This is a genomic window from Streptomyces sp. NPDC006450 (assembly GCF_040612195.1).
Taxonomy (GTDB): Bacteria; Actinomycetota; Actinomycetes; order Streptomycetales; family Streptomycetaceae; genus Streptomyces.
In genome coordinates this window covers 185516-206775 of the sequence record NZ_JBEXPT010000002.1, presented here as the reverse complement: position 1 = coordinate 206775, position 21260 = coordinate 185516, and the positions used below count along the sequence as shown (strand labels likewise).

At 73.4% G+C, this 21260-nt stretch carries 12 protein-coding genes and 4 pseudogenes; 10 read left to right on the top strand and 6 right to left on the bottom strand.

Annotated features, from left to right (window positions below; genetic code table 11):
- Positions 1-255, bottom strand: a pseudogene (locus tag ABZY57_RS01910) (hypothetical protein); the annotation flags it as partial.
- A gap of 435 nt (positions 256-690) precedes the next feature.
- On the opposite strand from ABZY57_RS01910, the gene ABZY57_RS01905 reads away from it, so the two are divergent.
- On the top strand, positions 691-2139 hold the full coding sequence (locus tag ABZY57_RS01905) for a M20/M25/M40 family metallo-hydrolase (protein ID WP_356507134.1): 1449 nt from the start codon (positions 691-693) through the stop codon (positions 2137-2139).
- 38 nt (positions 2140-2177) lie between these two features.
- Positions 2178-2402: pseudogene (locus ABZY57_RS01900) on the top strand (YfcC family protein); the annotation flags it as partial.
- 116 nt (positions 2403-2518) lie between these two features.
- On the opposite strand, the gene metG reads toward ABZY57_RS01900, so the two are convergent.
- Both metG and ABZY57_RS01890 read right to left on the bottom strand, forming a co-directional pair.
- Positions 2519-4234, bottom strand: a complete 1716-nt coding sequence (gene metG / locus ABZY57_RS01895; protein ID WP_356507132.1) for a methionine--tRNA ligase — start codon at positions 4232-4234, stop codon at positions 2519-2521.
- 309 nt (positions 4235-4543) lie between these two features.
- Positions 4544-6637 carry a hypothetical protein gene (locus tag ABZY57_RS01890; protein WP_356507130.1) on the bottom strand — a complete coding sequence of 698 codons (2094 nt, stop codon included), beginning with the start codon at positions 6635-6637 and terminating at the stop codon, positions 4544-4546.
- Positions 6638-6869: 232 nt separating this feature from the next.
- Between ABZY57_RS01890 and ABZY57_RS01885 the strand changes: the two genes are divergently transcribed.
- Both ABZY57_RS01885 and ABZY57_RS01880 read left to right on the top strand, forming a co-directional pair.
- Positions 6870-7475: a sigma-70 family RNA polymerase sigma factor gene (locus ABZY57_RS01885; protein ID WP_356507128.1), complete on the top strand. Its 606-nt coding sequence runs from the start codon at positions 6870-6872 to the stop codon at positions 7473-7475.
- Positions 7476-8308: 833 nt separating this feature from the next.
- A pseudogene (locus ABZY57_RS01880) lies at positions 8309-9028 on the top strand (IclR family transcriptional regulator C-terminal domain-containing protein); the annotation flags it as partial.
- 441 nt (positions 9029-9469) lie between these two features.
- On the opposite strand, the gene ABZY57_RS01875 reads toward ABZY57_RS01880, so the two are convergent.
- Positions 9470-11125, bottom strand: coding sequence for a serine/threonine-protein kinase (locus ABZY57_RS01875; RefSeq protein ID WP_356507164.1), 1656 nt, complete (start codon positions 11123-11125; stop codon positions 9470-9472).
- A 197-nt stretch (positions 11126-11322) separates the two neighbouring features.
- Here ABZY57_RS01875 and ABZY57_RS01870 point away from each other — a divergent pair, with 197 nt between their 5' ends.
- The 5 genes from ABZY57_RS01870 to ABZY57_RS01850 all read left to right on the top strand — a co-directional run bounded on the left by ABZY57_RS01870 (position 11323) and on the right by ABZY57_RS01850 (position 19121).
- The gene (locus ABZY57_RS01870) at positions 11323-14535 is read left to right on the top strand and encodes an NACHT domain-containing protein (RefSeq protein WP_356507126.1); all 3213 of its coding nucleotides are present in this window, start codon (positions 11323-11325) and stop codon (positions 14533-14535) included.
- A gap of 61 nt (positions 14536-14596) precedes the next feature.
- Complete coding sequence (locus ABZY57_RS01865) at positions 14597-15178, top strand: TetR/AcrR family transcriptional regulator (protein ID WP_356507124.1); 582 nt, start codon at positions 14597-14599, stop codon at positions 15176-15178.
- Positions 15179-15326: 148 nt separating this feature from the next.
- On the top strand, positions 15327-16502 hold the full coding sequence (locus tag ABZY57_RS01860) for an agmatine deiminase family protein (RefSeq protein WP_356507122.1): 1176 nt from the start codon (positions 15327-15329) through the stop codon (positions 16500-16502).
- A 100-nt stretch (positions 16503-16602) separates the two neighbouring features.
- The gene (locus tag ABZY57_RS01855) at positions 16603-17361 is read left to right on the top strand and encodes an urease subunit gamma (RefSeq protein ID WP_356507120.1); all 759 of its coding nucleotides are present in this window, start codon (positions 16603-16605) and stop codon (positions 17359-17361) included.
- An 80-nt stretch (positions 17362-17441) separates the two neighbouring features.
- A complete protein-coding gene (locus tag ABZY57_RS01850) occupies positions 17442-19121 on the top strand; it encodes an urease subunit alpha (RefSeq protein ID WP_356507162.1) in 1680 nt (559 codons plus the stop codon).
- Positions 19122-19169: 48 nt separating this feature from the next.
- Here ABZY57_RS01850 and ABZY57_RS01845 read toward each other — a convergent pair.
- Both ABZY57_RS01845 and ABZY57_RS01840 read right to left on the bottom strand, forming a co-directional pair.
- Positions 19170-19360: pseudogene (locus ABZY57_RS01845) on the bottom strand (GNAT family N-acetyltransferase); the annotation flags it as partial.
- 13 nt (positions 19361-19373) lie between these two features.
- The gene (locus ABZY57_RS01840; protein WP_356507118.1) at positions 19374-19943 is read right to left on the bottom strand and encodes a TetR/AcrR family transcriptional regulator; all 570 of its coding nucleotides are present in this window, start codon (positions 19941-19943) and stop codon (positions 19374-19376) included.
- 252 nt (positions 19944-20195) lie between these two features.
- Between ABZY57_RS01840 and ABZY57_RS01835 the strand changes: the two genes are divergently transcribed.
- Positions 20196-21209: an agmatine deiminase family protein gene (locus ABZY57_RS01835; RefSeq protein WP_356507116.1), complete on the top strand. Its 1014-nt coding sequence runs from the start codon at positions 20196-20198 to the stop codon at positions 21207-21209.
- The last annotated feature ends 51 nt before the right edge of the window (positions 21210-21260 follow it).

Below are 21260 nucleotides of genomic sequence, written 5' to 3'. Positions count from 1 at the left end.
CGGGTGGCGCACCGTCGGCCCGGCCGGGCCGGGTAGCAGCACCCGGGCGGTCGGCCGTACGGCCGGAGCCGGAGCAGGCGTCGGCGCCGAGGGAGGCGGCGCGGGCGGCCGCGGCCGCGACCCGGCCGGAACGCACACGTCGACCCGGGCGCCGTGGCCGTGACCGTGTCCGTCTCCGGCGACCGCCACGTGACCGTGCAGCGGGCAGAGAGCCGCCACCAGGCCGGCCCCGGCGAAGTACTGCCAAGCGGTCACCGCGCGTTCTCCTGATTCCGCAGCAGGGATGAGGGCTACGCCTGAAGAAACGATCACGGCGGTGGTTCGATACGCGGCAGACAGGTCAAGATCGGCCCTTGGCCCCCCACTTCATGCCACACGGGGTCCCGGCCGGGCTCACGTCCGGCCCCGGGCCACCCGGGAGTAGACCCGAACCCACCCGGGAGCCGCCCCAGGAGCCGACCCGGAAGCCGCCCCGGACCGACGCGGGACCCCCGCCGGACCCGGCCCGGACCCGGCCCGGACCCGTGCCGGCGGGCGTGCCCACTCGCGCCGCCCCGCCTCACCGGGCCCCGCGCGCACCCATCCCCCGTACCCCGCATCCCACCCCAGCGCCCCGCGGCCGGCCTTCACCCGTCCGGCCCACTCCGCCACGGCGGGGCCCGTTCCCCCCGCCGATGATCGGAGAACCCGATGCCGCAGCTCAGCGGGGTCGCCCGGGGAGCACAGGGACGGTGGCAGGTGGACGCGGACGGCTCGCAGACCCTCGAAGCACGGGTCGACGCCCTGATGGACGGTCTCCGGGCCGACCTGGAACGGCTCGCGTCGATCGCCTCGATCGCCTTCCCCGGCTACCCGCCGGAGCCGGTCCTGGAGGCGCACGACCTGATCGTCTCCCTGCTGCGCGAGGCGGGCGTCCCCACCATCGAGCGGATCGACCTCCCCGACACCGCCCCGGTGATCTACGGCGAGATCCCTCCCCCGCACCCGGACGCCCCGACCGTCCTGCTCTACGGGCACTATGACGTCCAGCCCGCCGGCGCCGCCTCCCTCTGGCTCTCCCCGCCCTTCGAGCCGACGCCCGTCGCCGGCGTCCCCGGCGCCCTGCGGGCGCGCGGGATCGCCGACGACAAGTCGAACGTGATCGCGCACCTGGGCATGCTCCGCGTCTACGGCGGACGCCCGCCCGTCGGGATCAAGCTGGTGATCGAGGGGCAGGAAGAGTACGGCAGCCCCTTCGACGACTACCCGCCCACCGATCCGGACCGGTTCGCCTGCGACGCGATGGTCATCGCCGACATCGGCAACCTGCGGCCGGGCACCCCGACCCTGACCACCGGTCTGCGCGGGGCCTGCGAGGTCGTGGTCGAGGTGCGCACCCTCGCGGAGGCCCGGCACAGCGGGGAGTTCGGCGGGGCCGCCCCCGACGCCCTGCTGGTGCTGCTGCGGGCGTTGGCCTCCCTGCACGACGAGCACGGGGACGTGGCGGTACCCGGCCTGCGCCGCGATCCGTGGGAGGGGACGACCTACACCGAGGAGGAGTTCCGCGAGCTGGCCTCCGTCCGCGACGGGCTGCCGCTGATCGGCACCGGCCCGCTCGGCGAACGGCTGTGGAGCGGGCCCGCCGTCACCGTCATCGGGCTGGACGCCCCGGACGTGGCGGGCGCCTCCTCCGCCGTGGTCCCGTACGCGCGGGCCAAACTGAACCTGCGCTTCCATCCACTGCAGGACGCGAAGGAGGCCCGGACCGCGCTCGTGGAACACCTGCGCGCGCAGCGCCCCTTCGGGATCCCGCTCACCGTCACCCCGGGCGACACGGGCCCCGGCTTCGAGGCGCGGACGGGCGGTCCCGCGTACCGGGCGGCGCTGACCGCGCTGAAGGAGGCCTGGGGCACGCCGGCCTCGTACGTGGCCACGGGCGGCTCCATCCCGCTGGTGAACGGCCTCGCGAGGTCGGCTCCGGGCGCCGAGGTGCTGCTGTTCGGCGCGCAGGACAGCATGTGCAATCTGCACGCGCCGAACGAGCGGGTGCTGCTGTCGGAGGTGCGCAACACGGTGGTGGCCATGGCCGCCTTCGTCCGGGAGTACGCGGCGGACTTCCGCGTGCCACAGGCCCCGCCGTCCCCGGAAGGCGCACCGTGACCACGACGCCACCGCCCCGGCCACCGGCCCCGCCCCGGATCCCGACCGTGCAGGCTCCGCCGGAGGAGCCGGCACCGGCGCGGAAGTTCGCCTTCCCCAGCGCGCTGACCATCCTGGCCGTCGTCACCGTCGCGATCTGGCTGCTGGCCTTCCTCGTCCCGGCCGGCGAGTACGACCGCGACGACAGCGGCGGCCCCGTCGCCGGCACCTACCACCGGGTCGACGGCACCCAGAGCTTCACCGATCGCCTGAACGACCTGTTCCCCGACAAGTAGTACGGCCGTGGGTGACGCGCGCAGGGGCGCGACCCCAACGGGTCGCGCCCCTGCGCGGGTTGATGCCCTGACGGCTGTCCTGGCGCCCTGAAGGCCGGTCCGGCTCAGGCCTCCGGGTTGCCGCCGAAGCGCTCGCGGTACGACTCCAGGTCCTCTTCGGTGATCTTCGCGAAGAGCACCGGCGGAACCGTGAACGGCGTGCCCGCCGGCACCGCGTCGAGGGACGCGGCCTGCTCCGGGGTGACCCAGGTGGCCGTGTCGTCGGCGAGGTCGAAGGCGGAGCGCATGGCGCGCGCCGAGGCCGGGATGAACGGCTCGGAGACCACCGAGTAGAGGTGGATGAGGTTCATCGCCGTACGCAGGGTGAGTGCCGCGCCCTCCAGGTCGGTCTTGACCTCCAGCCAGGGCGCCTTCTCGTCGAGGTACGCGTTTCCGGCGGACCACAGGGCGCGCAGCGCGGCCGCGGCCTTGCGGTACTGGAGGGCGTCCATGTGGCCCTCGTACTCGGCCAGCAGTTCAGCGATCTGCGTGCCCAGCTTGGCCTCGGCCTCGCCGGCGGGGCTGCCGGCGGGGACCTCGTCGCCGAACTTCTTGCGGGAGAAGGTCAGTACGCGGTTGACGAAGTTGCCGAGGGTGCCGCCGAGGTCCTTGTTGACCGTGGTGGTGAAGTGCTCCCACGTGAAGGAGGAGTCGTCGGACTCGGGCGCGTTGGCGATGAGGAAGTAGCGCCAGAAGTCGGCCGGGAGGATCTCCAGCGCCTGGTCGGTGAAGACGCCGCGCTTCTGCGAGGTGGAGAACTTGCCGCCGTAGTACGTCAGCCAGTTGAAGGCCTTGACGTAGTCGACCTTCTTCCAGGGCTCACGGGTGCCGAGCTCGGTGGCGGGGAACATCACCGTGTGGAACGGGACGTTGTCCTTGGCCATGAACTGGGTGTACCGGACGTCCTCGGCCTCGTACCACCAGGACTTGTAGTCGCGGTTCGCCGGGTCGGCGTCCGACCACTCCTTGGTGGAGGCGATGTACTCGATCGGGGCGTCGAACCAGACGTAGAACACCTTGCCGTCGGCGGCCAGCTCGGGCCACGTGTCGGCCGGGACCGGGACGCCCCAGTCGAGGTCGCGCGTGATGGCGCGGTCGTGCAGGCCCTCGGTCAGCCACTTGCGGGCGATGGAGGACGCGAGCTGCGGCCACTCCTCCTCGTGCTCCGCGACCCAGGCCTCGACCTCGTGCTGGAGCTTGGACTGGAGGAGGAAGAGGTGCTTGGTCTCGCGGACCTCCAGCTCGGTGGAGCCGGAGATGGCCGAGCGGGGCTCGATCAGGTCCGTGGGGTCCAGGACGCGGGTGCAGTTCTCGCACTGGTCGCCGCGGGCCTTGTCGTAGCCGCAGTGCGGACAGGTGCCCTCTACGTAGCGGTCCGGCAGGAAGCGGCCGTCGACCGGCGAGTAGACCTGCCGGATCGCCCGCTCCTCGATGAAGCCGTTCTTCTCGAGCTGGCGCGCGAAGTGCTGGGTGATCTCGCGGTTCTCCGCGGAGGAGCTGCGGCCGAAGTAGTCGAAGGACAGCTCGAAGCCGTCGTAGACCGCCTTCTGGGCGTCGTGGGCCTGCGCGCAGAACTCGGCGACCGAGAGACCGGCCGACTTCGCGGCGAGTTCGGCGGGGGTGCCGTGCTCGTCGGTGGCGCAGATGTAGAGGACGTCGTGGCCGCGCTGGCGGAGGTACCGGGAGTACACATCCGCCGGAAGCATCGACCCGACCATGTTGCCCAGGTGCTTGATCCCGTTGATGTAGGGAAGCGCGCTGGTGATCAGGTGTCGAGCCATCCTCGGATGCTCCATTTCATATATGCCGGTACGACGTGACGTGCGGTTCATCGTATCGAACCGCCGAAACGCCACGCCCCGCATTTCTTCGGGGTGGACTGGGGTGCGACGCACCACTGGGGTGCAAAGCAAAAGCGAGGACTGTGACCACTCCGTCACGGCCCTCGCGCTGCGGCCATGGTACAGCGGGCCGGGGAGCCCCCGAACCGCCGTCCACCCCCCGGGGGGCGCCGTCCGCGGCGGCCGCGGACGGTGCTCCGGCGAGCGGCGCGGCCGCGGGACGGCCCGGCGGTGGGAGGTCGTGGGGGGTCAGTCGCGGCCGCCCCGGGCCCCGTCGATCGCGGTGATCCTCGCCCCGCTCGCGAGTCGGCCCGTCAGGGTGGCCGGCGAACCCTGCGGTCCGGCGACGGGGACGGTCAGGGTCCGGCCCGCGGCCTCCGCGCGGACGGCGCCGGCCGCGGTGATGCCCACGACCTCCCGGCTGCCGGCCGCCCGCGGGGACCAGCGGCCGGCCGGCGACCTCCACCGGGTGCCCGCGAGCAGGTGCTGCCCGAACCGTCCGCACGCGGCGGTCCCGCGGGACCGCGCCACGTCCTGCGGGGGTCCGGCGGGCAGGCGCAGCTGGACCAGGACGTCACCCGGGCCGGCCCAGCCCGAGGCCCGGGTGCAGGTCCAGACGGCCCGGCCCGCCCCGTCGGGGAGGTCGGAGCCGGCGAAGTCCCAGACGTTGACGGCCCGTACCCCGCCGGCCCGGTACTCGCGCAGCCTGCAGGCGACCGGCGCCCACGCCGCCCGCGCGGCCGGACCGGTGGCTTCGCGCGGCTGGCGTGCGGCGACCGCCGCGGGACCGTCGGGGAGCGGCGTGTAGGTGAGGTGTACGGGGGTCAGCGCGCCCAGGTCGGCGAGGACGAAGGCGTGCTTCTCCACGATGCGGGCGGAGGAGGTCAGCTCCAGCACGGGCCACGCCGCGCAGGCGCCGTCACCGGCGCCGTCCGTACGGGGGACCGCGGTCTCCTCGGTGACCCCGTCGGCGGAGACGGCCAGCGGCTTGGCACCCTCACCCGTCCGGAGCAGGTCGCGGGTGCCGGCCCCGGCGATCCATGGCGCGAGCAGGTATCTGGCCCGGCCCCCGTCCGTGCTGCCGTTCGCCGGGGTGCGGCTCAGGGCCAGCGCGGCGGCGGTGGTCACGTTCGCCTCGTCGGTACGGGCGAACGCGAGCTCCCTGCCGGGCGGCCCGTCGGGGCCGTCCCGGCCGTCCGTGCCGTTCGGCGGTTCGCCGTAGCGGACCACCCGGTCCCCGTCGAGCAGCAGCACGACCGCCCGTCCGGCCACGTCGCCCGCGTACAGGAGCTGCGGCGTGCGCGGCGGGGGGTCGGTGGCCGTCCCCGGCGCGGCCGTCACCGCCACGTCCCGGGGCCGGACGGCCCAGGCGGCGAGGGCGCGGGCGAGCAGGCCGCGGTCGGCGGTGCGGGCACCGCGGGCGGGCCAGGCGGTGAAGTCGACGCGCGCGGTGTCCGCCCAGGTCTCGGCGGGAACGCGGACCAGCCGGGCGGGGTCCAGCGCCCCGGCGAGGGCCGGTCCGGCGAGCGGCGTGGCCTCGAGGCGGGGCGGCGACCCGTCGGCCGCGAGGATCCCGGCGGCCAGGGCCAGCGCGGCGGCGGCGGTCCAGCCGGCACGGGTCCGGCGCCGCCGGCGCAGGAGGTCGGTGGGGCGGGCGCTGACCACGGCGGCATCGAACCCGACGCCGCCCGGCCCCCGCAGGAGCGTTTCCCCAGGCACGTCCCCGACCCGGGCACGTGAGGCGGTACCGCTGCTGCCCCACGCGTGCGGTGCCTGCGGCCCCGACCCGCGCCCTTGCCCCGGGGCCCACTCCCGCCAGGCGGCCAGCGCCTCCCGCACGGCGTCCGCCGGGTCTGCGACCCCGGCCTGCCCGAGCAGTCGGGCCACCGCCTCCTCGGGCAGGCCGTCCATGCCGTGCAGGACGAACGCGGCACGGACCGGCCCCGGAGCCGCGCCCAGCGCCCGGGCGGGCTCGTCGATCCCGCCCGCGGGGGGCCACAGCCGCAGCCCCCAGACGAAGGGCGGCACCGGCGGCCAGCCGAGCCCGGCCACGGCGAGGCGCGCCCGGCCGGACGGAGCGAGGCTCGCGCGCAGGACCCGTACGCGCACCTGGGTCAGGGGACCGCCCGGCCCGTCGGGCCCGGCCGGAGCCTGGGTACTGCCGCGCCCGCCGCGCGGGAGTGCTCGCTGGACCGCCTTGTGCGCGAGGAGTACCCGGGTATGGCGGCCCAGGGTGACCGGGAGCGTCACGTAGGCGAGCCGTACCAGTTGGGGGTAGTGCTCGACGAGGACGGCCTCGGCCTGCTCCACGGCGGTGGAGCCGAATCGCTGTGTTGTACCCACCCTCCGACAAACGAGTGAATCTTCGGATGGTCACACGCCGTGTCCTCCGACCGGAAACGAAACGGGCGCACAGGAGAACGGCATATGCGTTTGCGCTGGTTGAGCGCGCGTGCGATCGACATCGATCACCACGCGATCATCACCGAACGTAATCCTTCCAGCTTTCGTCTATGCGCCCTCCGAGTGCGCCCGCGCTGATTTCCTTGCCCCGCACACGGGATGGGGTGGAGCGGTGAGCGATGGCAGCGGTCCGGAGGAGTCCGGTGGCGGGGCCGTGGGTCTGCCGAGCCGGCGACGGCGGCCGGCGCCCATGAGCCAGTGGAACTCGACGGCGCGCCTGTCGTACTGGGCCTTCCACGCCGACCGGCGCCCGGCCTACATGCGGTTCGCGTACCTCCAGCTGGGCTCGGACGCGGCGGCCGAGGAAGCGGTCGACGCCGCCTTCGACTCGATCATGGGCGAATGGCTGCGGATGCTGCACATGGACCGGCTCGACGCCTACGCGTGGACCGTCCTCAAACAGCGGCTGATCGACCGCCAGTTGCGCCACAACCCCGGGCCGGAGCCGATGGACACCAGTGCCTTCGAGGCGGCGCTCAAGCAGGCCCACGCGGAAGCCGACCAGTACGAGGTGCTCACCGACACCATCCGCTTCTACTCCGCCGTCTCCCGGCTCGCCGAACGGCAGCGCGACGCCGTGCTGCTGCGGTACGGGCTCCAGTGCAGCCCCGGCGAAGCCGCTGCGATCATGGGTGTGGACGAGGCCACGGTCCGCTCGCAGCTCGGCCAGGCACAGCGCCGGCTCGCCCGGCTGCTCGACACGTCGGCCGAGTCATGAGCCGCAACACGAGCCGCGGAACCCGTCACGAGGGCGGCGGACTCCCCCGTTCCCTGGAACAGTTCCTGGCCCGGGCGAGCGTGCGCGACCGCTACCCGCACTACGACCTGGGCGCGGCGGAAGCCCGGCTGCTGCGGGGCGCCGACGCCCCGGCCCCGGCGTCGAAAGCGGCCTCCGCACCGGGCTCCAGGCGCGGCGGAACCCACGCCCGGCGCCGCACGTTGGGCTGGAGCGACCCCCTGCGCGACCTGCCGCTGGACTCCGAGCGGGCCGGACGCGACCTCAAGGCCGCCTGTCTGGCCTCCGTGTGCGCCACCGGGGCCCGGGAGCGGCTCGACGCCTTCGAGGGCGGCGGCCACACCGACCTGCCCGGAGCCGTGGTCTTCGGCTGTCTGCTGCACCTGGCCGGACTGCGCGAAGGGGCCCGGTTCTGGTGGCAGTTCGCCGCCGGGTCCGGGCGCAGCCGGACCACGCACGCCGCGTACTGCCTCTTCCTCGACCACTCGCGGCGCGGCGAACACCACGACGCCCGGGTCTGGGCCCGGGAGCTGGGCCGGCGCCGCTTCCGGCCGACCGGGCGCCGCGAGCTCCGCGAGGTACGGCTGTGCGCGCAGGCGGCCGTCCTGCGCTACGTCGACCAGCTCGACGACCCCGACCTGGGCCCGGTGCCGCTGCCCAGGCCGGGCGTGTCCCGGGCACTGGAGGCGTTCCGGCCGCCGGCCGCTGCCCCGTGCGCGCCGCGCCCGACCCGGCTGGGGGCGGGTCCGCTGCGCCACCCCGCGCTGACGGCGGCGGCCCGCGGGACCGTCGTCCAGCCCGGCGGGGGTGCGGCCCTGGCGGCGGCGCGGCGCGCGCTGGCCGTCGTACGGGTCCTGCAGCGGCGGCCGCTCGGCGTACGGGCCGGGCGGCTCGGGCGGGAAGCCGGCCTGGCCGAGGAGGAGCTCGGGCCGGTGCTGTCGATGCTCTGCGAGGAGGGGTACGCGTACCCCTCCGGCGTCGGGGTCTACGCCCCCGGGCCGGCCCTCGACCGGCTCGCGGCCCCGGGCGGCCGCGGTCTGGCACACCAGTTGCAGCGCACGCTGGCCCTGGCGCGGGACAGCGCGGGCGCGGCGGTGTACCTGAGCCGGTACGCGGAGGGGGAGGTCCGGATCACCCAGATGGCGGACGGGCCCGGCGCCCCGCCGGTGCGGGAGTGGGTGGACTTCCGCGACGCCGCGCACGCGAGCGCGGTGGGCAAGTGCCTGCTGAGCCAGCTCGACCACGACGGCCGCGCCGACCACGTGGCCCGGCACCGGCCCGCCCGGCTCACCGAGCGGACCATCACCGACAGCCGGGCCCTGTTCAGCGCGCTCGACGCGGTGGCCCCGGGGGCCCCCGTCTTCGACCTGCGCGAGTACGCCCCCGGCGTGGTGTGCGCGGCGGTCCCCCTCGCACTCGGCGACGCGGCGGGCAGCCTCGCGCTGTCGCTGCCCGGCGGGCACGCCCACCGGCTGGGCCGGGCCACCGGGGCGCTCCGGCTCAAGGCGGTCCCGGTGCTCCTGGCGCTGCTGCTGGCCGGGGCGATCCCGCCGGACGGCGCGGACGGTACGGAGCGTGCGGCCGGTACGGACGCCATGGACGCCGTGTTCGCGGCCGACGGCCCGGGCCCGGCCGGGCCGGACGACGGGGCAGCCGGGCCGGGGTCCGCACGGGGCCCGGCGGCGCCGCTGCCGCTGCCCGTACCGGTCACGGCGGAGACCCTGCGCCAGCTGCGCAGCCTCTTCCGCACCCCGCTCACGCGGGCCACGGCCGGCGCGGACGGGCCGCATCTGGTCAGCGACAGCGCCTCGGAGGCGGCGTACCTCTTCGACGCCCCCGAGGGCGACGGAGCCCCGGGCCTGGCACTCCCCCGCACCTTCGCCCCGCTGGTGCCCGGCAGCCTGCGGACGACCGACGGGCTCGACGGGCTGGTGGTGCTGCGCACCTGACCGGAGCCGACGGGAGGGAGACCGGGTTCAGGGGGCGACGGAGCCGGGTGCACCGGGGGCGAAGGTGGCCACGGCGGTGTCGAAGTGACCTTTGGCTTCGACGAGTTCACCTACCGGCGCGGAGACCCAGATGTCGTACATCCGGCCGTTCTGGTCCCAGCACAGGTCGAAGGTGTGCCGCGCACCCTCGGCCGGGTCGAAGCCGTTCCAGGTGAATTCCCAGAGAGCGGCCGGGAGTTCGCGATGGGTGGTCGGTACGACGGTGCCGCCGCGATAGCCCGCATTGGTGTCCGGGCCGCTCAAGTGGGCCTGCCGCATCACGCCGAGCGGACCGCCGGGCACCGGCATCTTCACCCGGATCCCGATGCGGAAGGCCCCGTCCGGGGAGACGTAGAAGACCCGTTGGTCGTCGGTGGCCCGCTGGTACCCCTCGGGCACGGCGATGGAGAAGCCCTGCGGATCGGCGAAGGTCCGGTACCCGGAGGGCGGCCCGCCCGGGGTCACGCCCACCGCACTCGGGCTGGAGCCGGCCCCGCCCGGGGTCGAGGGCGGGGTCGCGGAGCCGCCGGGGACCGCCGGCGCACTCCGCGGTCCGTGCCCCGGCTCCCCCACACCCAGCAGCGAACGCAGCGGGTCGACGCCCACCACCACCCCGGCCGCCACCAGCACGGCGGCGGCCGCGATCAGCCCGAGGCGCGGGCCCGGCCGGACGGCCACGCGCTGCCTGGCCGTCGGGCGCGGAGCCACGGCGGGAGCCGTGAGCCCCTCGGAGGCGGACGCGGAGGCGGAGGCGGACGCAGGGGCGGACGCGGGCACTGGAACGGACTCGGACGCGGGTACGGGCACGGAGGCGGACGCGGGCACGGAGCTCGGCATCCCGTCGGCGGGTACGGGTACCCGGTCGGCGGGTACGGGGATGCCGCCGCCGGGATCGGGACCGCCCCCGGCCAGGTACGCCGAGAGCAGCCGGTCCGCCTCGGCCGCCGCCATCCTCCGCTCCGGGTCGCGTTCCAGCAGGCCCCGGATGACCGGGAGGAGCGGCCCCGCCTGGGCGGGCGGGCGGATCTCCGCGGAGACGACGGCGTGCAGGACGCCTCCCAGCGAATCGCGGCGGAAGGGGGACTCCCCGGTCAGCGCGGCGCACATGAGTGTGCCGAGCGACCAGAGGTCGGCGGCCGGCCCTGCCTCGGCTCCCTGCATCCGCTCGGGAGCGGTGTACTCGGGCGACCCGACGAAGGCGCCCGTCTCGCTGATGGTGGTGGCCCCGGAGAAGCGGGCGATGCCGAAGTCGGTGAGGACCACCCGCCCGGTCCCCGACTCCATGAGGACGTTGGCCGGCTTCACGTCCCGGTGGAGCACCCCCCGGCCGTGCGCCGCGGTCAGGGCGCCGAGCAGGGCGCGTGCGGTCCTGGCCGTCTCGACCGGGGTGAGGGTCTTCCCCGCGGAGATCAGGTCGGCGAGCGACCCGCCGTCGACCAGTTCCATGACGATGCAGGGGCGCCCGTCGTGTTCGACGACGTCGTGGACCACGACGATGTGGGGGTGGCGCACGTGCGCCACGGCACGCGCCTCGCGCAGCGCCCCCGCGGCCACGCCGTCTCCGTCGCCCTCACCCGCGTGCAGTTCCTTGACGGCGACCGGACGCCCGAGCAGTTCGTCGGTGGCCCGCCAGACGGTGCCCATCCCGCCCCGGCCCAGCCGCTCTTCCAGGCGGTACCGCCCGGCCACCACGACACTGCCGCGCACCTCGTCCTGTGCCACCGCGCTCCCCCTCACCCGATCCCCCGCCATGATGCCGTAGCCCGCTCTCCCGGCGACGTGGGCGCCACGCACTCTAGAATCGGGCGGGCGGCACCGGCACTGCTCTACGGGGGGCACACGTGGAACCCACAGCCATCGGGCTGAAGTTGGCGACGGCGGTGGTCGGCCCGATCGTCAGGAAGTTCTTCGTCGCCGACGCCCCCGGGGCGGGGCTGGTCGACAAGCCGGTCCGGCTCTGCGGGTACGTCTCGTTCAAGGGCGAGAAGCGCACCCTCACCGCGTCCGACGTACGCGATCTGGCCGCCACTCTCGTCCGGCAGGCCCTGAGCACGGGCGAACGCCGGATCCCGGCGGACGAGGAGACCGCCGTCACCGACGCCCTCGCCGCGACCCTGCACGCCCTCGGCGACCTCACGATCACGGACGTCGACGCCGTCCGCCTCGGCCCGGAGGCCTTCGCCCGCACACTGCGCCGCGCGGCCGACCGCCCGGAGCGCCATCTCTCCGCGGACGCCGCGCACTTCTACGAGGCCCTGCTCGGCGTCGCCTCGCTGCACATCCTGGAGTTCTTCACCCGGCGCAAGACCTTCACGGCCCACGCGCTGGTCAGTCAGACCCGAGCCGTCGACGAACTCACGCTGAAGACCAACGAGTTGATCCGGCGCACCCCGCTGCCCGACGCGCAGGACGCCGCCTTCGAGGCGACGTACCTGCCGTACGTGGCACGGAAGCACTCCAAGCTCACCATCTACGGCATCGACCTGAGCAATTCCCCCACGCGCTGGCCGCTGGACGTGGCCTACCTCAGCCTGGAGGCGGCGCCGCTGGGGCGCACGGAGATCTCCTGGGACGCCTACGAGACCGCGGACGATTTCCTCGCGGTGCAACGGACCCGGGAGCCCCGGCCCGCGGATCAGGCACTGGCCCGCACCCACCGCGTCCTCCTGCGGGGCGAGGCCGGTTCGGGCAAGACCACGCTCGTCCAGTGGCTGGCGGTCACCGCCGCGCAGCAGGACCGCCCGGACCGGCCGGAATACCTCCGCGACCGGATCCCCTTCGTCCTCCCGCTCCGCACGCTCACCCGTCACGGCGAACGGCTGCCGGCCCCCAAGGACTTCCTCGCCGCGATCGGCTGCCCCCTCACCGGCTCCCAGCCCACCGGCTGGGAGCACCGTGTGCTCACCGCCGGGCGGGGGCTGGTCCTCGTGGACGGCATCGACGAGATTCCGGAGCCCGAGCGCGAGCGGACCCGCCGCTGGCTGCGGGATCTCATCGACACGTACGGCGGCGGCAACCGGTGGCTGGTCACCTCGCGCCCCTCGGCCGTCGGCCAGGACTGGCTCACCGAGGAAGGGTTCACCGAGCTGGCGTTGTCCGCCATGGGACGCTCCGACACCGCCACCTTCATCGAGCGCTGGCACGCGGCCGCCCGCGACGGGGCCGAATCCCCGGCCGAACTCGACGCGTACGAGGCGCAGCTCCTCACCGCGGTCGGAACGAAGACCGACCTCGGCAGGCTGGCCACCAACCCCCTGATGTGCGGCCTGATCTGCGCACTCCACCGGGACCGGCGGGGTTATCTCCCGCACGGCCGGAAGGACTTGTACGAGGCCGCGCTGTCCATGCTGATCAGTCGCCGCGACCGCGAGCGGGACATGGACGTCCCCGACCTCCGGGAGGAGCCGCAGCTCGAACTCCTCCAGCGGCTCGCCTACTGGCTGATCAAGAACGGCCGCACGGAGATGGACCGCTCCCAGGCGCAGGACATCATCGGCCGGGCCCTCCCGGCCGTCCCGGAGGCGGCCGCCCTGGGTGACGCCCCGACCGTCTTCGAGCACTTCCTCCAGCGCAGCGGCCTGCTCCGCGAACCGGCCCCGGGAACGGTGGACTTCGTCCACCGCACCTTCCAGGACTTCCTGGGCGCGCGAGCGGCGGTGGAGGAGGGCGATTTCGGACTGCTCGCGGCGCACGCCGCGGACGACCAGTGGGAGGACGTCATCCGCATGGCGGTCGCCCTGGCCCGGCCCCGCGAGCGGGTGGCCCTCTTCGAGGACATGCTGACCCTCGGCGACCGTGCCGAGGACCAGCGCGTCCGCTTCCGCGTCTACCTCCTCGCCGCGGCCTGCCTGGAGCACGCCACGACGCTGGAGCCGGCCGTCCGCGCGGCGGTGGAGGAGCGCACCGCCAGACTGATCCCGCCGAATGACGAGGACGAGGCCCGCGCACTGGCACAAGTGGGTCCCCTGATCCTGGACCTGCTCCCCGGTCCGGACGCCGTCGCAGCGGACGCGGCGCGCTGCGTGGTCATCGCGGCCTCCCACGTCGCGTCCGACGCCGCGGTTCCCTTCCTGGCACGCTACGCCGCCGAACGGGAGTCGCCCCTCGCGATCCGCAGTCAGCTCGTGTGGGCCTGGTCGCGCTTCGACACAGCGCGGTACGCGGAAGAGATCATCGCGCGGCTGAACCCGGAGGGCCTGGATTTCACCGTCACTTCCGATGCGCAGGTGCGCCTCCTGGAGCGGCTGGGAGTATCCGTGGAATCCCTGGACGTCAGGGGCGACCCGTCCTGGGAGGTGCTCACCTCGTACCTCTCCCGCCACGCGCTGACGAACTTGCAGCTCCAAGATCTCGACCTGCCGGACCTGTCGTTCCTGGTCGGCCAGACCCGGCTCGAAACGTTCACCGCTCTGCGGTGCGACCCGGTCTCGGATCTCTCCCCGCTCGTCGGGCTTCCCATCCGGAACCTGTTCATCGACATCACCACGGACGTGGACCTGCGTCCGTTGTGGGAGCTGCCCGACCTCTGCAGCCTCTCGGTCTCCGGCGTGGAGCTCCAGAGTTGGACGCCTGCGGACTTCCCACCGCACGCACCCCTCCAACACCTCCAAATGTTCAGCCACTACCCCCACCAGTTCGAACTGAAGGGAATCAGCCGCTTCCCCCTGCTCTCATCCCTCGGATTCTCCGGCTCGGCGACGGCCGAGGACTGGCGGGAGTTCTCCTCCCTGCGGGCGCTCTCCCGGCTCAGCCTGGACGCGGCCTCGTTCGACGCCCTTCCGTGCGACACCGTCCTGGCGGAACTCACCCATCTCGACGTGAGCGACATCGACGACGCACCCACCGCACAGAAGATCATCGACAAGCTGCCCCACGCCTTCCCCCGCCTCACCAAGTGCGCGTTCTGGGGAAGCGCGGCTCTGGCGGGCACCGTCGACGTCTCCCCGCTGGCAGGTGCGCACGCCTTGGGGGACTTCCGCATCAGCATGCCTTCGACGCAGATGGACGGTCTCACCACACTGCCCTCCCGGATCGTCGTTCACAACGGATTCTGACTGGACATTCGGTCACCCTGCCCGGGCGGGCGACGGGAGCCTCCCGGTAAGGTGTCGAACCGTGGCTGATCGTCGAACGGCAATCATGGAAGGCGCCGCGCGGGTCATCGCCCGGCGCGGCGTCCGCGGCCTGCGCGTGGAGGAGCTCGCCGCCGAGGCGGGCGTGTCCACGGCGTTGATCTACTACCACTTCAAGGATCGCGCGGGGATCCTCCGCGCCACCCTGGAGTTCATCAACGACCGCGCCGGCCGGTACACCACGGAGCGGGATCCCGCCGATCCCCCGCTCGACGCCGAGGGCGAGCTGGAGCAGACGCTCCTGCTGGAGTTCCAGGACGACCCGGCGGTACGGGAGAACAGCACGGCCTGGGGAGAGCTGCGGGCCAGCGCGGTGTTCGACCCCGACCTGCGGGAAGACCTCGCCGATGCCACCCGCGTCTGGATCCAGGAAGTGGGCGAGCTGCTCGGGCAGGTCCGCCCGATGGCCGGAGCCGCCGCCCTCTCCGGTGCCGCCGAGCGGCTGACCGCTCTGGTGGAGGGGCTGAGCTCGCGCTGGCTGAGCGGCAGCCTGCCCCTCGCGCACGCCCGTGAGCTGATGGTGTCGTCCATCGCCGCCGAGCTGGACCGCCTCTCCCGCCCCTGAGCCCTCACCGCCGCCGCGCCCCCTGACCCGGGAACGGTCACCTCAGGGGATCACCCACGCCTCGCATCTTGACTGAATTTTCAGTCAGTGACAGAGTCTGGCCATGGCCGCTCCCGGCCGGTCACCCATCTGATCCGGAGGCTCACCGATGTCCGACTCCCCCGGCGACAGCCGCTCCCTCTTCGGCCGGTTCTTCGGCTCCTCCCCCTCCCGCAGGATCGTCCTGGGAGCCGCCGGACTCGGAGCCGCCGGGGTCGCGCTGGGCACCGCGGCCGCCGCGGCCCCGGGGGCGCTCCGGCTCCCGGGCGCGGCGGTGCAGCGCTGGCGGGTGGACCTCGACGACGTTCCCCACGCCCGCACCTGGATGTCCTGGCCCTCGCGCTCGTCCATCTGGGGCGGTCGCGCTCTGGCCGGGGTCCAGGAGGACATCGCGCTGATCGCGAAGACGATCGCGCGCCACGAGCCCGTCGTGATGTGCGCGCCGGACTCCTCCACCGCTGCCACCGCCCGGTCCTGGTGCGGCCCGGCGGTCACCGTCACCACCGCCATCGGCACCGACGACCTCTGGATGCGCGACATCGCCCCGGTCTTCCGCCGGGACGGCCGCGGCGGGCTCGACGCGATCGGCCTGAACTTCAACGGCTGGGGCAACAAGCAGGCCCACTCCTACGACCGCCACGTCGCGGAGAGTGTCGCGTACGAGTCCCGTCTCCCCTTCAGCAAGACGGATTTCGTCGGCGAGGGCGGGTCGATCGAGACCGATGGCGACGGGACCGTGATGGCCACGGAGAGCAGCCTCGTCAACAAGAACCGCAACCGGGGATGGAGCCGGGCCGAGGTCGAGGATGCGGTCCTGCACGCGTACGGCGCCGACAAGATGATCTGGGTGCCCGGCATCAAGGGCAAGGACATCACCGACGACCACATCGACGTGACCTCGCGCTTCATCCGCCCCGGTGTGGTCATGGTCCAGGTTCCGCCGGCGGGCCGCGACGACGTCTGGGCGCGCGATGCCCGCGAGCAGTTCTCGATCCTCTCCGCGGCCACGGACGCCCGGGGCCGGCGGCTGACCGTCGTCAAGGTCGACGGTCCCGACACCACCCGCTCGAAGAACCCCGAGTTCGTCGACTCGTACATGAACTTCCACGTGGTCAACGGGGCGGTCATCACCGCCCAGTTCGGGGACTCCGCGAAGGACGCGGCGGCGAAGCGGGCCCTGGCGGCCGCCTTCCCGGGGCGGACCGTGGTGCAGCTGAACGTCGACCGGCTGATGGCCGGGGGCGGCGGCATCCACTGCTCGACGATGGCCGAGCCGCTCCCGTAGACCACCCGTACCGGCACGAGCACCGGTACGGGTACCGGACGAGCACCGGCACCCGCAGCACACCGGGGCGGCCCGCCCCGCCCTTCACAGATGAGGCCGTATGCGACTGACACCGACCGAGCGGGACCGGCTGCTGATCTTCACGGCGGCGGAACTGGCCCGCGCCCGCCGCGCGCGCGGCGTGAAGCTCAACGTCCCCGAGGCCACCGCGCTGATCACCGACACGGTGTGCGAAGCGGCGCGGGACGGCCGCCGGCTGGCCGAGGCGATCGCGGCGGGCCGCCACGTCCTCAGTGCCGAAGAGGTGCTGCCCGGGGTCCCCGACGTGGTCACCTCGATCCAGGTCGAGGCCGTTTTCGACGACGGTACGAGGCTCTGCGTCATCGACGACCCCTTCCGGCAGGAGGGTTCGCTCGGAGCCGACGCCCCGGGCGCCGGCCTGCCCGGGGACGGGGAGGGCTACGGACCCGCCGCGCCGACGGTGCGGCTGGCCGTGCGGAACACGTCGAGCGTGCCCATCAGCGTCACCTCGCACTTCCACTTCTTCGAGTCGAACCCGCGCCTCGCCTTCGACCGCGCCGCCGCCTACGGAACCCGGCTCGCCGTACCGGCGGGCTCCTCGGTCCGCTTCGACGTCGGAGCCACCGTCATGGTGGAGCTGCTGCCCATCGGCGGGGCGCGCGTGGCCATCGGATTCGCCGGTCTCGTCGACGGCCCCCTGGACGCGCCCGGCGCACGCGAGGCCGCCCTGGCCAAGGCCCGGGCCACCGGATACCTCACCGCGTACGAGGACCGGGCGCACGGCGCGGCGCGACACCGGACGCAGGATCAAGAGCAGCAGGAACAGGAGCAGGCATGAGCGGCAGCGTCTTCGACTCCGCGGGCTGCCACGGCCGCCCGGGCGCCGCCCCGGCGGACAGCACGGACCCGCACGACTACATGGCCGTGCACGGCCCCCGGGCGGGCGACCGGGTCCGGCTCGGCGACTGCGGGCTCATCGTCCGGGTGGAGTCGGACGCACAGAAGCCCGGGGACGAGTTCCTGGCCGGCTTCGGCAAGACGGCCCGCGACGGCCTGCACCTGAAGGCCGCCGCCGTCCGCGACACCTGCGACCTCGTCATCAGCAACGCCCTGGTCATCGACGCCGTCCTCGGCATCCGCAAGACCAGCATCGGCATCCGCGAAGGACGCATCCACGCCATAGGCCGGGCCGGCAACCCCGACACCCTCGACGGCGTCGACGTGGTGGTCGGCACGGGGACGACCATCGTCTCCGGCGAAGGCATGATCGTCACGGCGGGCGCCGTCGACACCCATGTGCACCTGCTCTCCCCGCGCATCATGGAGGCTTCCCTGGCGTCCGGGGTGACGACGATCATCGGGCAGGAGTTCGGCCCGGTCTGGGCGGTCGGGGTCAACTCCCCGTGGGCGCTGAAGCACGCCTTCAACGCCTTCGACGCCTGGCCCGTCAACATCGGCTTCCTGGCCCGCGGTTCATCCTCGGACCCGGCCCCGCTGGTCGAGGCCCTCGCCGAAGGAGGGGCCTGCGGCTTCAAGGTCCACGAGGACATGGGCGCGCACACCCGCGCCCTGGACACCGCCCTGCGCGTGGCCGAGGAACATGACGTCCAAGTCGCGCTGCACACGGACGGGTTGAACGAGTGCCTGTCCGTAGAGGACACCCTGCGGGTGCTGGACGGCCGGACCATCCACGCCTTCCACATCGAGGGCTGCGGCGGCGGCCACGTCCCCAACGTCCTGAAGATGGCGGGCGTACCGAACGTCATCGGCTCCTCGACGAACCCCACCCTGCCCTTCGGGCGGGACGCGGTCGCCGAGCACTACGGCATGATCGTCTCGGCCCACGACCTGAAGGTCGACCTGCCCGGCGACGCCGCCATGGCGCGCGACCGGATCCGCGCCGGGACGATGGGGGCCGAGGACCTCCTGCACGACCTCGGGGTCATCGGGATCACCTCGTCCGACGCCCAGGGCATGGGTCGCGCGGGCGAGACCGTACGCCGCACCTTCGCCATGGCCGGGAAGATGAAGGCCGAGCTCGGCCCCCTGGACGGCGAGGGCTCCTACGGCACGGCGGAGAGCGGCGACGACAACGAGCGCGTGCTGCGCTACATGGCCAAGCTGACCATCAACCCGGCCATCGCCCACGGCCTCGCGCACGAGGTCGGCTCCATCGAGGTGGGCAAGCTCGCGGACCTCGTGATGTGGTGGCCGGAGTACTTCGGCGCCAAGCCCCAACTGGTCCTGAAGGGCGGCTTCCCGGCGTACGGGGTCACCGGCGACCCGAACGCGTCGACCGACCGCTGTGAACCGCTGGTCCTCGGCCCGCAGTTCGGCGCGTACGGAGCCACCGCGGCCGACATCTCCGTGGCGTTCGTCGCGGAAGCGGCCGTCCGGAACGGCGACATGATGCCCACCCGGCGCCGCCGGGTCGCGGTCCGCGGGACCCGGGGCATCGGGCCGAAGCACATGCTCCGCAACAGCCGTACCGGCAGCGTCGACGTCCATCCCGGCACGGGCCTGGTGTCCCTCGACGGGGAGCCGCTGGTCTCCGAGCCGGCCGACTCCATCTCGCTCGGCCGCCTCTACTTCCTCTGAGCCCGGCCCTCCGGGACTCCCTCCAGGCCATGCCCCCGGAGCGTGCGGGCGGAGGTCCAGCATGCAGAACAGCTTGTCGTAGCGGCGTTCGCAGACGGCGACGGAGCGGGGCAGCCGCCCGTACCCGGTGAGGCGCGGAGCCGCAGGGCCCGGGTGTCGTCGCCCCGCGCATCCAGCGTGAGGACCTCGATCCCGGCTTTGCGGGCGTCCTCGACGAGGGCGGCGGTCAGCGCCCGGCCGCCCGGACGGTCATCAGGCCAGTTCCCCGTCGATCGCGTCCGCGAGGAGCCGGCGTGCGTGCTCCAGGGGCAGCGAGCCGCTCAGCCACCGGACGCTCAGGCCTTCGAGGAGGGCCGTGAGCCGTTCGGCGGCGGCCGCGTGCTCGGGGGCCGTGCCGGTGGGGCGGGCCTGGGCGAGGAGGTAGGAGATCTCGTGGACCCAGCTGTGCGTGGCCTTGGCCACGTCCTCGCGCAGGTCGGCATCGAATACGGCGCTGGCCCTCAACTCCCCCCAGGCGGTGCTGTTCTCCCGTACCTCCGGGGTGTCCTGGAGTTCGAGGAGCAGGGTCCGCTTCAGTTCGTCGCGGGGGCTCTCCGGATCGTCCGGGTCGTCCTCGCGCTCGGCGGTGTAGCGCTCGGCGCGGTCGCTGATGAACTCCAGCGTGCGGCGCAGGATCCCGGCGCGGTCGGTGAAGTGGTAGTAGATCAGCGAGGTGGACACGCCCGCTTCGGCGGCCAGCTCCCCCACGCGGAGTCCGCGCACGCCGCGTCGCGCGATCACTCGCGTGGCTGCTCTGAGTATTTCCGTTCGACGGTCTGACACGAAGGGTCACTCTACCCGTCGAGTCCGTCACCTGGGGCTTTTCCTGACCGTAACATCAGGCACTCGTTTCCGGCCGTAACGCCGCGATCATGCCGATTCAGGGGCCCCTCCCGAGCCTTTCGCACCGCGCCCGATACGCGGTGTGACCGATTCCGCATCAGCTTGACCAGAACCATTGACTGAATTTTCAGTTCGGTGGAGGATGCGGGCACCCCTTACACACACTGACTGAATTTTCAAACAGGAGTGATCATGACGAGTTTCCGCATGCCGGCCGAGTGGACGGACCACGAGGGCTGTCTGATGGCCTGGCCGACCCGGCAGGAGCTGTGGGGCGACGTCTTCGACGAGGTCAAGGCCGAGTACGCCCAGGTCGCCGCCGCCATCGCCGCCTTCGAGCCGGTCACCATGGTCGCCCTGCCCGGCAGCGGCGACGAGGCCCGCGCGCGGTGCGGTGAGGGGGTCGAGGTGATCGAGCTTCCGCTGGACGACTCCTGGTTCCGGGATTCCGGGCCGATCTTCGTGCTCGGGCAGGACGGCCGGCGGGCGGGCGTGGACTTCCGCTTCAACGCCTGGGGCGGCAAGCACTTCCCTTACGACACCGACGACAAGATCGCCGCGGCCCTGCTGGAGCACCTGGGCGTGGACCGCGTCGACTCGCGGATGATCCTCGAAGGCGGCGCGATCACGGTCGACGGCGAGGGCACGCTGATCACCACCGAGCAGTGCCTGCTGCACCCGAACCGCAACCCGGACATGACCAAGGAGGAGATCGAGGCCGAGCTGATCGCCCGCCTCGGTGTCGCCAAGGTGATCTGGCTGCCGTACGGCGGTCTGCTGGACACCGAGACCGACGGGCACGTGGACGGCGTCTGCGCCTTCGTCGCCCCCGGCAAGGTCGTCGTGCAACTGCCGGGCGACCCCGCCCACCCCGACTACGAGCGCATGCGCGTGAACCGCGCCGTCCTCGAGGCGTCCACCGACGCCGCGGGGCGCCCGTTCGAGATCGTCGACCTGCCGCAGAGCAACCTCGTCGAGGTCGGCGGCCGGGAGACCGAGGTCGGCTACCTGAACTTCTACATCGCCAACGGCGGGGTCGTGGTCCCGATCGCCGGCACCTCCGAGGACGAGGGCGCGCTCGCCGTCATCGCGTCCGCGCTGCCCGGCCGCAAGGTCGTCGGAGTCCGCTCGCGCGCGATCGCGTACGGCGGGGGCGGCGTGCACTGCATCACCCAGCAGATCCCCGCTGCCGACCGCACCGTCTGACCGGCTCGCCCCCTTCGCCGTGCCCGGGCCGGCGGCCCGCCTCGTAGGGCC